This is a genomic window from Pedobacter borealis DSM 19626, from assembly GCF_000708285.2.
GTDB classification, from domain to species: domain Bacteria; phylum Bacteroidota; class Bacteroidia; order Sphingobacteriales; family Sphingobacteriaceae; genus Pedobacter; species Pedobacter borealis.
Window position 1 is genome coordinate 1 of record NZ_JAUG01000114.1, and the last position, 13183, is coordinate 13183.

Below are 13183 nucleotides of genomic sequence, written 5' to 3' on the forward strand. Positions count from 1 at the left end.
AAAACTATAATACAAATGAATAAATTTTCAGCCGATGTTTTTTGTTTTTTCATGGGCCTTTATGTTTTCAACGGCATTCAAGCTAGCTATGCTGGTCTTTTTGACACCAAAAAGAAAGAAGCCTGTCCGGCTAGGACAAATAAACACCCCGTCCTGCGGACACCCCTCTAAAAGAGGGGAATTATATACCGCCTGAAATTTAAACGTCATTTATATTGATTTTTATAAAATAAATTACCCCTCGAAATGACGACCCGGCGCGGCTTGTGATCGCCACTTTATTATATTTTAATGTTTAAGGTTAATACTCCAACGGCACAATCGGTTCTTTTTTCGTGGTCGACATGATCATCATCGTTTGAAAAGTTTTAACCACAGAAATCTTGCTGATTTTATCCATAATTAAACGTTCGTACGCTTTAATGTCTTTCACATAAACCTTTAATAAAAAATCGGCCTGACCAGTAACGTGATGACACTCAGTGATTTCCTTGATTTGATTTACTTCATCCAAAAAGATCTGAATGGTGTTATTTTTATGAAAATCGAGTTGAATCTGAATAAAGGTTTTTATACCTAAACCCAGTTTTTCTTCATCTACCAAGGCATGATAACTTTTAATATATCCAGCCATTTCAAGCTTGCGTACACGCTCTAAAGTTGGTGCAGGTGATAAACCAATTTCTTGGGATAAAAGCAAATTGGTAATTCTTCCGTTCTCTTGAAGAATTCTTAAAATTTTAAAGTCAATTTTATCTAATTCAGATGCCATATGGTATTAAAGGTATTTGAGAATACAAACATAACCAAATTATATTCTAAATTTTAACATAATTTATCATATATATTTTAAATAAAAATTTTTAGATTTACCTAAAAATAAAATTAGATAAACATAAATGCAAAGTTACACGGAAGAGAACTATCTAAAGACTATTTATCATTTGGCAGAGAAAACAACAAACGTTCAAACCAATGCCATTGCAGAGCAAATGCAAACCAAACCGGCATCTGTAACCGACATGATCAAGAAATTAGCCGATAAAGGTTTAGTTGATTATATTAAATATCAAGGCGTTACTTTAACCGAAATAGGAAAAAATACAGCGATAGATATTGTACGAAAACATCGCTTATGGGAAGTTTTTTTGGTTGATAAATTAAACTTTAAATGGGATGAGGTACATGATGTGGCTGAAGAGTTGGAACATATTAAATCAATTGAGCTGATTGAAAGACTAGACGAGTTTTTAGGCTTTCCGAAAGCCGACCCTCATGGCGACCCTATTCCCGATAAAAACGGAAGGTTTGCCAAAACCCAGTTTATTAAATTAATCGAACTAAAAATAGGTGATCATGGCACCATTACCGGTGTTACCCAGCATAGCTCGGCATTTTTAAAACATTTAGAGAAACTAGGCTTAACCTTAGGTAAAAAAATCCAGATCAGCGATGTGACTGATTTCGATGGTTCAGTAGAAATCCTGTTATCCGGCAAACAAATTAATATTAGTAGAGAAGTTGCAAAACATATTTTAATCAGCAGTAATGGCAAAAACTGAATCGTTAAGTGAAGTACATCAAAGTGTAAATACAGATAAAAGAAAAGGCTGGCGAAGAATTTTAGCTTTCATTGGTCCTGCCTATTTAATTAGTGTTGGCTACATGGATCCAGGCAACTGGGCAACCGATTTAGCAGGTGGCAGTAAATTCGGTTACCAATTAATTTGGGTTTTACTGATGTCGAACCTCATTGCATTACTCTTACAATCGTTAAGTGCCCGTTTGGGGATAGTAAGAGGGCTGGATTTAGCACAAGCCTCTAAACAAGCTTATCCGCGTTGGGCCAATATTCCATTATTTGGCTTAGCACAAACCGCAATTATAGCCTGCGATTTAGCCGAAATTATCGGGATGGCCATTGGTTTACAGCTGCTTTTTGGATTACCTTTAATCTGGGGTGTTTCGATTACCATTTTTGACACCATTTTACTACTCTTTTTACTCAACAAAGGCATGCGGGCCATGGAAGGCTTTATCGTTTCGATGGTTTTTATTGTCGGAATTTCCTTTCTGGTTGAAATGTTTATTGTGGAGCCCTCGCTTAAAGAAGTAGCCAAAGGATTTGAACCCTCAATACTAAATGGCGATGCACTTTATATTGCCATCGGAATTATTGGTGCCACAGTAATGCCGCATAACCTGTATTTACATTCATCATTAGTACAAACCAGGAAGATTGAGCGTAGCAATAAAGGAATTAAGGAGGCCTTAAAATTTAACCTCATTGATACAACGGTTGCATTAAACCTTGCTTTTTTTGTTAACGCCGCCATACTGATTCTTGCTGCAGCTGCCTTTTATAAAAATGGATTACATGAGGTAGCTGAAATTCAGGATGCACATAAACTACTTTCGAACATTTTTGGCAATGTTGCTCCAACCCTATTTGCTATAGCGCTAATCGCCGCCGGACAAAGCTCTACTGTTACCGGAACTTTAGCAGGACAGATTATTATGGAAGGCCACATTAACTTAAGGATTCAACCTTGGTTACGGCGCATGATTACACGTCTTTTGGCTATTATTCCTGCATTTTTCACTATATTACATTATGGCGAAAATGCGCTTGGTGGCTTATTGGTATTGAGTCAGGTGGTATTAAGTTTGCAATTGGGTTTTGCCATTATTCCATTAATTCATTTTACATCAGATAAAAAACTGATGAAAGATTTTGCAATTAAACCCTGGGTTAAGGTATTGGCATGGGCAAGTGCTTTAGCTATTATCGCATTGAACGTAAAACTGGTTATTGAAGAAATAAGTGGCTGGGCAAAAGAGGCCAACAACTGGTGGATTTATGTGATTGTAATACCAGCATTAATCCTGATTGTTTTACTCCTGCTTTATATTTTCTTCCACCCGCTATTAGAAAAGAAAAGGAATGCTTCAAAACAGCTTGTACCTCATGGGAATGCTTTGGATATTGGAAAAATAGACAAAATCAGTTATAAGCGGATTGGAATTGCTGTAGATTTCTCTAAAAACGATCGAAACACCATCAGGCATGCTTTAATTCAGGGTGGTAAAGAGGCGCACTATTACCTTATCCATGTTGTAGAAACTGCTGCTGCCCGCTATCTTGGTAATGAAGTAATGGACCATGAAACGCAGAGCGATGCCGCTAACCTGGAGAAATACAGGGCTAATCTGGAAGATCTTGGATATGATTCTACGCCATTTATCGGTTTTGGAAGTACTGGTAAGGCCATAGCTGATATCAGCAACAAAAATGAAATCGAGCTATTGGTAATGGGTGCGCATGGCCATAAAGGCTTGAAAGACCTTATTTTCGGCACCACAGTTGATTCTGTAAGGCATAAGGTAAATATTCCGGTTTTGATTATTCGGTAAAATTTTTAGACCTATCCTTTAGCTTATAACTTACTCATTGTTATAATAATTAACCACAGATCAAAAGGATGAACACAGATATCAAAATCAGTGTTTATGTAATCTGTGGCTAAAAAATAAGGTTATTTACCTACTACCGTCATTAGCTTTTTAATGCCCCCATCTCCCGATTGGTACATGAGCAATTTACCGTTTGAAGAATATAAGTACATTGATGGATATTGTTTTGGCAAAAAGGTTGGGATAAACATGCGTTTTTTATCCTGCAATACCAGTACATTAGGCTTGGTATTTAAACCCTTGGCGTAAGAATTGAAAAACTGCGGAATGATATAGCCCTCATCCATGGTAATCATGTAAATATTAACGTCTTTAAACTTGGCGTAATTGGTGTTCAGGTTTTTACTTTCCCTCTGGCAATGCTCACAAGTACAATCAAATAAGATAAATAGGTTCTTTTTTCCTTGTTTAATATCATTATTTGAAAATGGTTTTCCATCCAGTTTGTAAAAAGTGAATTGTGGCAATAAAGTAGGTTGCTGTGCTTCTACCTGAAAAGTAATGGTTAACAATAAGATTAAAAGTAGGTTCCTGAATTTCATTTTTGAGATTTAAAGTCCAAACTTAAACGAATAAATACGAACATAATAATATATCCTTAGCTTTTACAAACAGATGAACATTTTTTATCCAAGAGAAGTCAAGTTTAAATATGCACATTGCCGAGAAACTTGACTTCTCTCCAATCCAAGCATTATAATTAGAAAATGAAAGCCAGTTTTTCATGGCTGTTGTAGTCCCGCCATCCGCTTTATTCCGATGAAGGATCGGAATGTTCGCTCCTGTCGGGTTTAGAGAACAAAAGGCTGTTGTAAAGCAGGACCTTCCTTATTTATCAGTGGGATGAAGGGTTTGAGTTTCTTGCACAGGCCCACCTTAAATAAACCTGATTGACGCGGAAACCAAAAGCTTTTTTTGCTTTTGTTGCAGCAAAAGCAGGACTGAGGCTGCCAAAAGAAATGCCCGTACATTTCCTAATATCAAAGAAGTCAAGTTTTTAAAACAATTTGGCTATTCAAACTTGACTTCTTTAATCCGAACTATTAAAAATTAAAACTAAATTATCACATCAATTTTTAGGATATTTGCAACCCGGCATATATGTTTTATACCATTGCTGAATATTACAACAACATATACTTAATTAAACTTTGAAAAACGATATCAACATAAAGAATAAAAGAGCATATTTCGACTACAATCTTTTAGATAAATACGTAGCAGGGATTGCGCTTTTAGGAACAGAAATAAAAGCAATCAGACAAGGTAAAGCCAACATGACCGATGCATTTTGCATGTTTATTGGGGGGAACCTTTATGTACGCAACCTTCATGTTTCGGAATATACACACAGCTCTTTCTATCATCACGATATTAAACGCGACCGTGCCTTATTACTGCAGAAGAAAGAAATTAGAAAATTAAAGCTTAAAGGCGAAGAAAAAGGTTATACCATCGTTCCATTACGCATTTTTATCAATGAAAGAGGTTTCGCTAAAATAGAAATTGCACTGGCTCAAGGTAAAAAAGAATTCGACAAACGCGATAGCATCAAAGATAGAGATACCAAACGTGAGTTGGATAGAGCGATGAAGCGGTAGTTTAGTCAGTAGTCATGAGCCTTTAGTCCTGAGTCTTTTTCGTGGTGTCAGATATTCCTATCTGACACTAAATCTATTTTTGTTCTTGATTCACCTAATAGCCAATCTTTTCTTAATATACTTATTAGTCAGATGATAACATCTGACTGCACATTTAAAATTAGGAGTTGAATTTTACTCAAAACTCTGATCTCCAAACTTGTTTACCACGCTTGGTCGCCCACTAAAGGCACAAACCTAAAGGTATCCAACACAATTTTTTCGTAGTCGGTTTCGCTTACCCGGATAACAGTAACCATTTTCTGGGTTTTCTCATCTCCTACCGGAATGACCAGAATGCCGCCTATTTTTAATTGTTTTAATAATATCTCCGGAACCAAAGGAGCTCCAGCGGTAACGATTATTTTGTCGTACGGCGCGTGGGCAGCAATTCCTTTCGAGCCATCACCACAGTAAAAAGTAGGCCGGTAGCCCATTCCGGGTAAAACCTGAATGGTTCTATTGTAGATATTCTCCTGTCTTTCGATGGTAAAAACGTTTGCGCCCAGTTCCATTAAAATACAGGTTTGATAGCCTGAACCCGTTCCGATCTCGAGTACCTTATCTCCTTTTTTAATGTGCAAAAGCTCACTTTGGTAAGCAACCGTATAAGGCTGGGATATAGTTTGCCCATCACCTATTGGAAAAGCAATATCTTTGTAGGCTTGGTTCCAGAAAGTTTCATCAAAAAAGAAATGACGTGGAACTTTACCTATGGCTGTTAACACATTTTCATCTTCAATTCCGCGAGATTTTAACAACTCAACCAGTTTTTTTCTCGCTCCACGTTCTCGGTAATTATCAACAAATTTATACGCCATGAGCTTCAAAATTAGCTTTTTTTAACGGGGAAACAATGATTAAATGAGAGAATGTTTCAATTATTGAGTTATTAAATAAAGATTACCTGAGTTAGAGAATGATACATTATCCACATCTGAGAAGGATTGAATGAGAGATTGAGAGAATGAACAAACCCATCCAATCATTCAAAATTCAGTCATTCAAAATTCAATCATTTACTCATTCCTAATACGGATCCACATCTATTTGTGTAAAAACGCCTTTAAATTCTTTGGTAGCATTAAATTGAGTCAGGGTTTCTCTCAATGCATCTTTAACTTTTTGAATGGCAGTATGCTTACCAGCCTTGATAATGATCTGTTTGATATAAAGATTGCGAACGCGACTTACCAGAGGTTGCTCCGGACCTAAAACCCGTTTACCAAATTTTCCTTTAAGAATATTGGCTAGCGTGAATGCCGCGTGATCTAGTACATGAGAATCTTTATGTTTTACATATAGGAATATCATTCTGGAAAAAGGCGGATACAAGAATTTCTCCCGTTCTACGATTTCGTCGTTGTACATGCCCTCATAATCGTTGTTCACCACCTGCTTAATGATGCGGTTTTCGGCATCATAAGTCTGAATACAGACATTTCCCTGATCAGCCCTTCTCCCTGCCCTACCTGCAACCTGCGCCAATAACTGGAAACTCCTTTCGTAAGCACGGAAATCAGGATAGCCTAAAAGTGTATCGGCATTAATTACACCAATAAGGTTCAGGTTATCGAAATCCAATCCTTTGGCCACCATTTGTGTACCGATTAAAATATCGGTTTTCTTTTCTTGGAAGTCGTTTAAGATCTGTTGGAGCCCATTTTTTGTCCTTGTACTATCCATGTCCAACCGGGCAATGGTAACTTCTGGGTAAAGCAACCTGAGTTCTTCTTCAATACGCTCGGTACCAAATCCTTTTTGCTCTACATGCACCGAACCACAGGCCGGGCAGATATTTACGCTACTTTGTTGATAGCCACAATAATGACAATGTAATTTGCCACTGCTTTTATGATAGGTTAAACTTACATCGCAGTTTACACATTTTGGAGTATAACCACAGGTAGCACAGATCAGAATAGTAGCGTATCCTCTTCTGTTCTGAAATAACACAATCTGTTCGTTTTTAGAAAGCGCCAGATCTATATCTTTTATCAATACACTCGAAAAATACGAGCTCATTGTTTTTTTCTTCGTTTCTTCCGAAATACTTACTACTTGCTGGTTGGGAAGCTGAACACCACCGAAACGCTCTTTCATCTCTACAAGTCCATATTTACCTTGTAAGGCATTATAATAACTCTCAAGTGATGGTGTGGCAGAGCCTAAAACCACTTTGGCCTGATGCAGATAACCTAAATAAATGGCCGCATCTCTTGCCTGGTAGCGTGGTGCAGGATCGTATTGTTTGTAAGAGGGTTCATGCTCCTCATCAACAACAATTAATTTAAGGTGTTGAAAAGGAAGAAAAACGGCTGAGCGAGCACCAAGAATTACCTTGTAAGCACCTGTTCTTACTTTATTCCAGATTTCTACCCTTTCGCTATTGTTGAATTTAGAATGGTATACTCCGATTGAATTTCCAAAATAACGCTTAATTCGTTCTACAATCTGTGTCGTTAAGGCAATTTCGGGCAGCAAGAACAATACCTGACCATCTGTATTTTGAATGATTTTTTCAATCAGCTTGATATAAACCTGTGTTTTTCCAGATGCGGTAACACCATGTAGCAAAACCACCTCCTTCTCTTCAAAATATTGATTAATCTGGCCCAATGCTTTCTGCTGTTCTTCGTTCAGTTCGAAATTCACACTAAATTCTTCATCGTGAGCGGCCAAACGGCTAACCGGCCTTTTCATCACTACAAAAATATCTTTGTCGGTTAAAGCTTTTAATGCTGCTGGTCCACAATTGCTTTCTTCTAAAAGCTGTTCTTTAGAGATCGGCAGATTTGATTTTTGTAATTTCAGGTAAGCCAGTAAAGCGTCTAATTGTTTAGGCGCCCTATCTAAAACATTAAAAAGCTGTTTCAGATTTTCTTCATCGCTATAAAAATCGTTTAATATGATGAATGATTTAAGCAAAGGTTTATATTTTTGCACCACCTCCTCAGCTAACAGAATCAATTCTTTATCGAGCAAATGATTGATGATCGGATATACGGTTTTCTGTCCAAGGAGCTTAGAAACATCATTAACAGTAAGTTTCTGCTGCTGTTTCAGTGCATTGATAATGATTTCTTCCTTATCGGTAAGTTCGGTATCTTCATTGTAATCTTCGCGAAGAATCAAGATCGTTTCGCTGGCCAGCTTTAAACTTGCGGGCAAAGCAGCCGCCATTACATCACCTTCATTGCACATGTAATAATTGGTCATCCATGTCCAGAATTTAAGCTGCATGGGTGTAATTACAGGCTCAGTATCTACTACATCGATAATGTATTTTGCCTCATAAACCGTTGGGGGTACGGTACTGATGCCGCTGATTAAAGCGGTATAAATTTTATGCTTTCCAAACTGAACAACCACACGTTTTCCGACGGCAACCTGATCGTTTAAATCGAAAGGTACCCGATAAGTATAGTTTTTCGCCAAAGATAATGGCAAAATAACTTCAACAAAAAGTGTTTCTCTTTCTGCAAAAATATCATTTTCGAAAGTATTCATTATTTATCTTTAAATGCCGCAAAAAAGAGCATTATCCATCCCAATACAAATAAAAGCCCACCAATTGGCGTTATTGGACCAATAAATTCAGTAAATCCTAAATGCGATATGCTTCGGGTAGCCAATAAATATAACGACCCTGAAAAAAGTATGATTCCAAATGTAAAGCAGAAATAAGCGATATTAATGAGCTTATTTCTGTAACGTGCAAAGGTAGAAAGGTACAATAGTGCAAATGTGTGATAGAACTGATAATCAACACCTTTTTGCCAAATTTCTAATGATGGTCCATCAATTAGGGCCTTTAGACCATGAGCACCAAATGCACCCAGCAAAACAGCAACAGCACCAAAAAAAGAAGCAGTAAGGATTATTCGTTTATTCATAGTTATTTGCTAGTAGCAATCGCTAAATTAATAAATTGACAAAGAACTTCTCACTAATCAATGTAATAAATTAAATTTGTTGCACAACAGATGAAAAAAATCGTAATTCTAACAAGTGCATTATTTTTAGGTGTAGCCTTTATGGTCTATGTTTATTTTTCGAAATTGGGAATTGATAATGATGCGAAAGACCTGGCGCTGCAATCGGCAACCAATAATGCCGCATTGGTGTTTTCTTTTCAGAACGACAAAGGTTTTTACGACATCATTGAAGGACAACAGCTTATCCAACAGGTTTTAGGGAAGGATAAAATGAACCTGTTAAAACAGCTAAAAACAAGTATCATCGACGATAATCTGCTAAACAGATACCTGAAAGATCAGCAGGTTTATATTAGTGTACTGCCCGACTCGAATAAAACCCTGAACTTCTTAATCACCGTACAGATACAACGTGATAATGATATCAAAAAATTCTACGAACAGTTAAAATTAAAAAAAGCAATGAGCGAAAATGCTAAAGACCTGTACACGGTGAAGCTCAATGACAGCTTATCGGTTTATTTAGGCGTTCATGATCAGGTATTAACAGTTTCAACATCGCTCAAACTGATCAATGATGCCAATGTACGTTTAACAGAAAATCCCTTTACCGAATATATTAAGGAGAATAACCGTCAAATTAAAAATGTGCTCAGCCATGTTTATATCAATTTTAACCAGGCACCCTCATTGCTCAACAGTATTATTGCAGGCAACATTAATGGAGAAATTTCAATTTTTAATAAACAAAACAGTTTTGCCGTACTTAATTATAATTTTAGCAGAGAAAAAATTCTTTTCAGTGGAAATACAGAATTAAAAGATCAGTATAACTACCTTAAACTATTCGAAAACACCGCTGCACAAAATACATCTATCCAAAATATCCTGCCTGATAATACAGCAAACTATGCACTTTATGCTTATGATGATTACAGCAAATGGCTCAAAAAGTTGAATGATTGGCAGGAACAAACGAAAATACTTCCCAAAACCAATGCGGTAATAAAAAAGGTAAAAGATGAATACAGAACAGATTTAAATCCGATTTTTACCACTTATACTAAAAATCAATTTATTCTTTTTCAGTTAAGCACCAGCGAAAAACTAGGTGCAATTTCATTATTAGATGGGGAAAAAGTAAAACAGTTATTGCTTGATGTAAGTGCAGATTACAATGAAGACATTAAGCTCTTTAAATCATCTGATATCCTGTATAGTTACTTTGGCGAACCATTTAAAAAATTCGGCAGGCCATATTATACCATTGTAGATAATAATTTGGTTGTGGCCAATAATGCGAGTACAGTTCAATCATTTTTAAATGATTATAAGCATAACAGGCTCTTAATACAGACCCCACAATATTTAGATGCAGTAAACCAGATTTCAACTACTTCGAATGTGAGTTATTACATCAATACCAAAAATTCGGCAGATATTTTCAGGAACAATATTCAGCTTCCATTTTATAAACATTTGAGGGCCGATAGCGGTTTAAAAAATTTCGACACTTTTTATTACCAGATGAGTGCAGACAAAAACAAGTTTATCACTAACTTGCTTTTAAACAAATATTTAAAACCAGAAATACCAGATTCGTTAACTAACCGTTAATAAGGAAACAAGCCCAGAAAACTATTTTACATGAAGAAACTTTTACTTGCGTTACTGGCATTAGCCAGCTTCGGGGTTGCAAATGCACAACAGTATGCCCTTTTTGGTACCAAAACAATGTTTGATGCCTTCGAAAACCCATCTCAAAAATCTTTCACCCTAGATTCATCGCGAAGATTTTCTTCCAATTTCTTCCTGCCCTATTTTGGAACAAATGCCATTAACAAAGGAAGCTCTAAGTTTGCGATAAGAAAATTAACACAGGAAGGTGTTTTTGATACAAGAAGTTTACCGATTGGTACTGGAGAGGTGAATCATTTTTTCGAAAACAGCAATATTTATGTAGCTGCATTCAGGCTTTTCAAATCCTATAAGTATCAAAAGGAAATGGGTTTTTCATGGCAGATCAGGTCTGATGCACATATCGATTACACAAATGAAAGCCTTGCTATTTTCGATTCTTTTGAAAGATTTAACAAAGGACAGCAATATACCGGAATATTAGACACCAAAGGGTATGAACAAAGTTACCATCAATTTAGCTTTACCTACAGGGAAAACTGGAACAAGAGGCTTGCTTTTGGGCTAAAGGCCAGTTTATTGAGCGGGATTTTATACAACAAACTCGATATAGCTGATTCTTATTTATATATAGATCCAGGTGCTTCTGCATTATTAATCGGACTGAATGGCACCTACACCAGCAATTTTTCTGATTTTGACGAGGTAAACAAGAAAAACTTCTTTCCCAACTTTAAAAATCCTGGCTTATCATTAAGTTTTGGAACGAATTATACCACTAAAAAAGGCCTGTTTTTGATGGCCAACATTAAGGATTTAGGTTTTATCTGGTGGCGGAGCAACACACGGCACGCGACTACAGATCAATCTAAAGTAATTAAAAATTTAGAGGACCAATCTAATACCAACCAGGAAATAACGGACATTTTTCTCCTTTCGGAGCAGAGCAAAAAGTTTTTAGCTCCTACCAATGCCAAACTTGATGTTTACTTATCTAAACGATATGGCTTTTACAAACCAGGCCTGGCCGTTTCTAAAAACCTGTTTTACAAAGGCGGAGATATTGCTTTTGTAAACACTTTTATTGCCAACGATTTTTCGGGAAGTATTACTCCACTGTACAACTTAAATGGTGTTTTCATGGTTGGACTGCAGGCAAAATACCAAACTCCGAATTTCGAATTGTTTATGGGTACCGACAATTTAGTAGCTACCAGTTTCCAAACCATGGGCATGATTAAAAAAGATGCTACTGTAGGCAGTGGCCCCAATGGCGCTTCTTTTTATATGGGTGTGGGCATTAAATTCGGCAACGTGGTTAACCATCCGCAGTTTGCAGATGTAATACCAGGCATAAATGATAATGAAGGTGGTAGTTTCTTTAAAAGTTTGTTTTCGATCTTTAAAAGAAGATAACCGACTTAGCCCTGTATTTGTTGTTTTTTAGATTGCGTAACGACAAAATCTTTCAGGTAAAAAGGTTCGAAATAGGCTACATCTTCAAATTTACTGTTGTTGAAAGCTTTGTCAGCTAACCGCGACATGTATGTTGCAGCATTGAAATTGGCCTCATCAAACTTTGCATTTTGTTGTGTTAAAACTTCAGCACATTTGGCTGCTCCATCGCCTAAAAAAGTAACGGTTTGCTGTGTGAGATAATCAGTGAAGCTTGTTTCATCAATAATTTTTGCTTCAGTTGGCGTGATTACGTTTAGAGAACGGTCGAAAATTGAGGTATACACTTCCATTCTACGGGCGTCGATCATTGGACAGATTAAACCAGAATAATCAGGATTTTCGGTTAAGAAACCTGCAGCCATCATCTCTAGCGTTTCAATAGCGATTAATGGCTTATCTAGTGCATAACAGAGTCCTTTTGCCGTAGAAACACCAATGCGAAGCCCTGTGTAAGACCCTGGGCCTTTACTTACCGCAACAGCATCCAATTCCCGATAACTTACGCCTGCCGTTTTAAGCACCTCATCAATAAACAGGGTTAAATTAGCAGCATGCAGGTTTTGTCCTTTTTCTTCTTTAAATGAAATCGTTTCGCCGTTGATAGATAGCACTACAGAACAAATTGCAGTAGCCGTTTCTATTTGAAGTATTTTAGCCATTGCGCAAAGATATTAAAAAATGGATGTAGTCGGAAGTCCGATGTCAGAGGTCTGAAGTTAATTCAGCTTAGCGGTTGGAGTTGATTAACCGATTTAACAATTAATCAGTTTTAGTCAATAACTTCTCTTGTTTTGTCATCCTGAGCGTAGTCGAAGGATCTTTGATCGAAGCTTCAATCCAATTAAACAGCTAACAACCTAAAAATCTGAGTTCGATTATTAAATCTCATTTTGTGGCGTTTTAATCAAGTTTTCTGTTAAGACGGTCGTCACCCTGAATTTATTTCAGGGTCTTTCACGCTAAAAAGATGCTGAAATAAATTCAGCAGGACGATAAAGCGGGATTAGGCGTAAATAAGATATAATTTTCAGCAAA

Annotated in this window: 11 protein-coding genes; 5 read left to right on the top strand and 6 right to left on the bottom strand. The window is 36.8% G+C overall.

Annotated elements, in window-relative coordinates:
* Positions 1–301: 301 nt before the first annotated feature.
* Positions 302–772, bottom strand: coding sequence for an Lrp/AsnC family transcriptional regulator (locus AW17_RS21215; protein ID WP_025142637.1), 471 nt, complete (start codon positions 770–772; stop codon positions 302–304).
* A 127-nt stretch (positions 773–899) separates the two neighbouring features.
* On the opposite strand from AW17_RS21215, the gene AW17_RS21220 reads away from it, so the two are divergent.
* Complete coding sequence (locus tag AW17_RS21220; RefSeq protein ID WP_029279863.1) at positions 900–1562, top strand: metal-dependent transcriptional regulator; 663 nt, start codon at positions 900–902, stop codon at positions 1560–1562.
* Positions 1549–3414: an Nramp family divalent metal transporter gene (locus AW17_RS21225; protein ID WP_029279865.1), complete on the top strand. Its 1866-nt coding sequence runs from the start codon at positions 1549–1551 to the stop codon at positions 3412–3414. The genes AW17_RS21220 and AW17_RS21225 overlap by 14 nt, the downstream gene beginning before the upstream one ends.
* A gap of 122 nt (positions 3415–3536) precedes the next feature.
* Here the strand turns inward: AW17_RS21225 and AW17_RS21230 are convergent, their stop codons facing one another.
* The gene (locus AW17_RS21230; protein ID WP_051692025.1) at positions 3537–4016 is read right to left on the bottom strand and encodes a TlpA family protein disulfide reductase; all 480 of its coding nucleotides are present in this window, start codon (positions 4014–4016) and stop codon (positions 3537–3539) included.
* Between the two features lie 609 nt (positions 4017–4625).
* On the opposite strand from AW17_RS21230, the gene smpB reads away from it, so the two are divergent.
* On the top strand, positions 4626–5075 hold the full coding sequence (gene smpB, locus AW17_RS21235; RefSeq protein WP_029279869.1) for an SsrA-binding protein: 450 nt from the start codon (positions 4626–4628) through the stop codon (positions 5073–5075).
* Positions 5076–5278: 203 nt separating this feature from the next.
* Here the strand turns inward: smpB and AW17_RS21240 are convergent, their stop codons facing one another.
* From AW17_RS21240 to AW17_RS21250, 3 genes are all read right to left on the bottom strand, one after another.
* Positions 5279–5935, bottom strand: coding sequence for a protein-L-isoaspartate(D-aspartate) O-methyltransferase (locus AW17_RS21240; protein WP_029279871.1), 657 nt, complete (start codon positions 5933–5935; stop codon positions 5279–5281).
* Between the two features lie 208 nt (positions 5936–6143).
* On the bottom strand, positions 6144–8624 hold the full coding sequence (gene priA / locus AW17_RS21245; protein WP_029279873.1) for a replication restart helicase PriA: 2481 nt from the start codon (positions 8622–8624) through the stop codon (positions 6144–6146).
* Positions 8624–9010: a DUF423 domain-containing protein gene (locus AW17_RS21250; RefSeq protein WP_029279875.1), complete on the bottom strand. Its 387-nt coding sequence runs from the start codon at positions 9008–9010 to the stop codon at positions 8624–8626. The genes priA and AW17_RS21250 overlap by 1 nt, the downstream gene beginning before the upstream one ends.
* A gap of 90 nt (positions 9011–9100) precedes the next feature.
* Here AW17_RS21250 and AW17_RS21255 point away from each other — a divergent pair, with 90 nt between their 5' ends.
* Together AW17_RS21255 and AW17_RS21260 are read left to right on the top strand one after the other, a co-directional pair.
* Positions 9101–10669, top strand: a complete 1569-nt coding sequence (locus AW17_RS21255) for a hypothetical protein (RefSeq protein WP_029279876.1) — start codon at positions 9101–9103, stop codon at positions 10667–10669.
* Between the two features lie 30 nt (positions 10670–10699).
* Positions 10700–12106 (top strand): DUF5723 family protein, encoded by a 1407-nt coding sequence (locus tag AW17_RS21260; protein ID WP_051692026.1) that lies wholly within the window; start codon positions 10700–10702, stop codon positions 12104–12106.
* Between the two features lie 5 nt (positions 12107–12111).
* On the opposite strand, the gene tsaB is transcribed toward AW17_RS21260, so the two are convergent.
* On the bottom strand, positions 12112–12807 hold the full coding sequence (tsaB, locus tag AW17_RS21265; protein ID WP_029279880.1) for a tRNA (adenosine(37)-N6)-threonylcarbamoyltransferase complex dimerization subunit type 1 TsaB: 696 nt from the start codon (positions 12805–12807) through the stop codon (positions 12112–12114).
* Positions 12808–13183 lie beyond the last annotated feature (376 nt).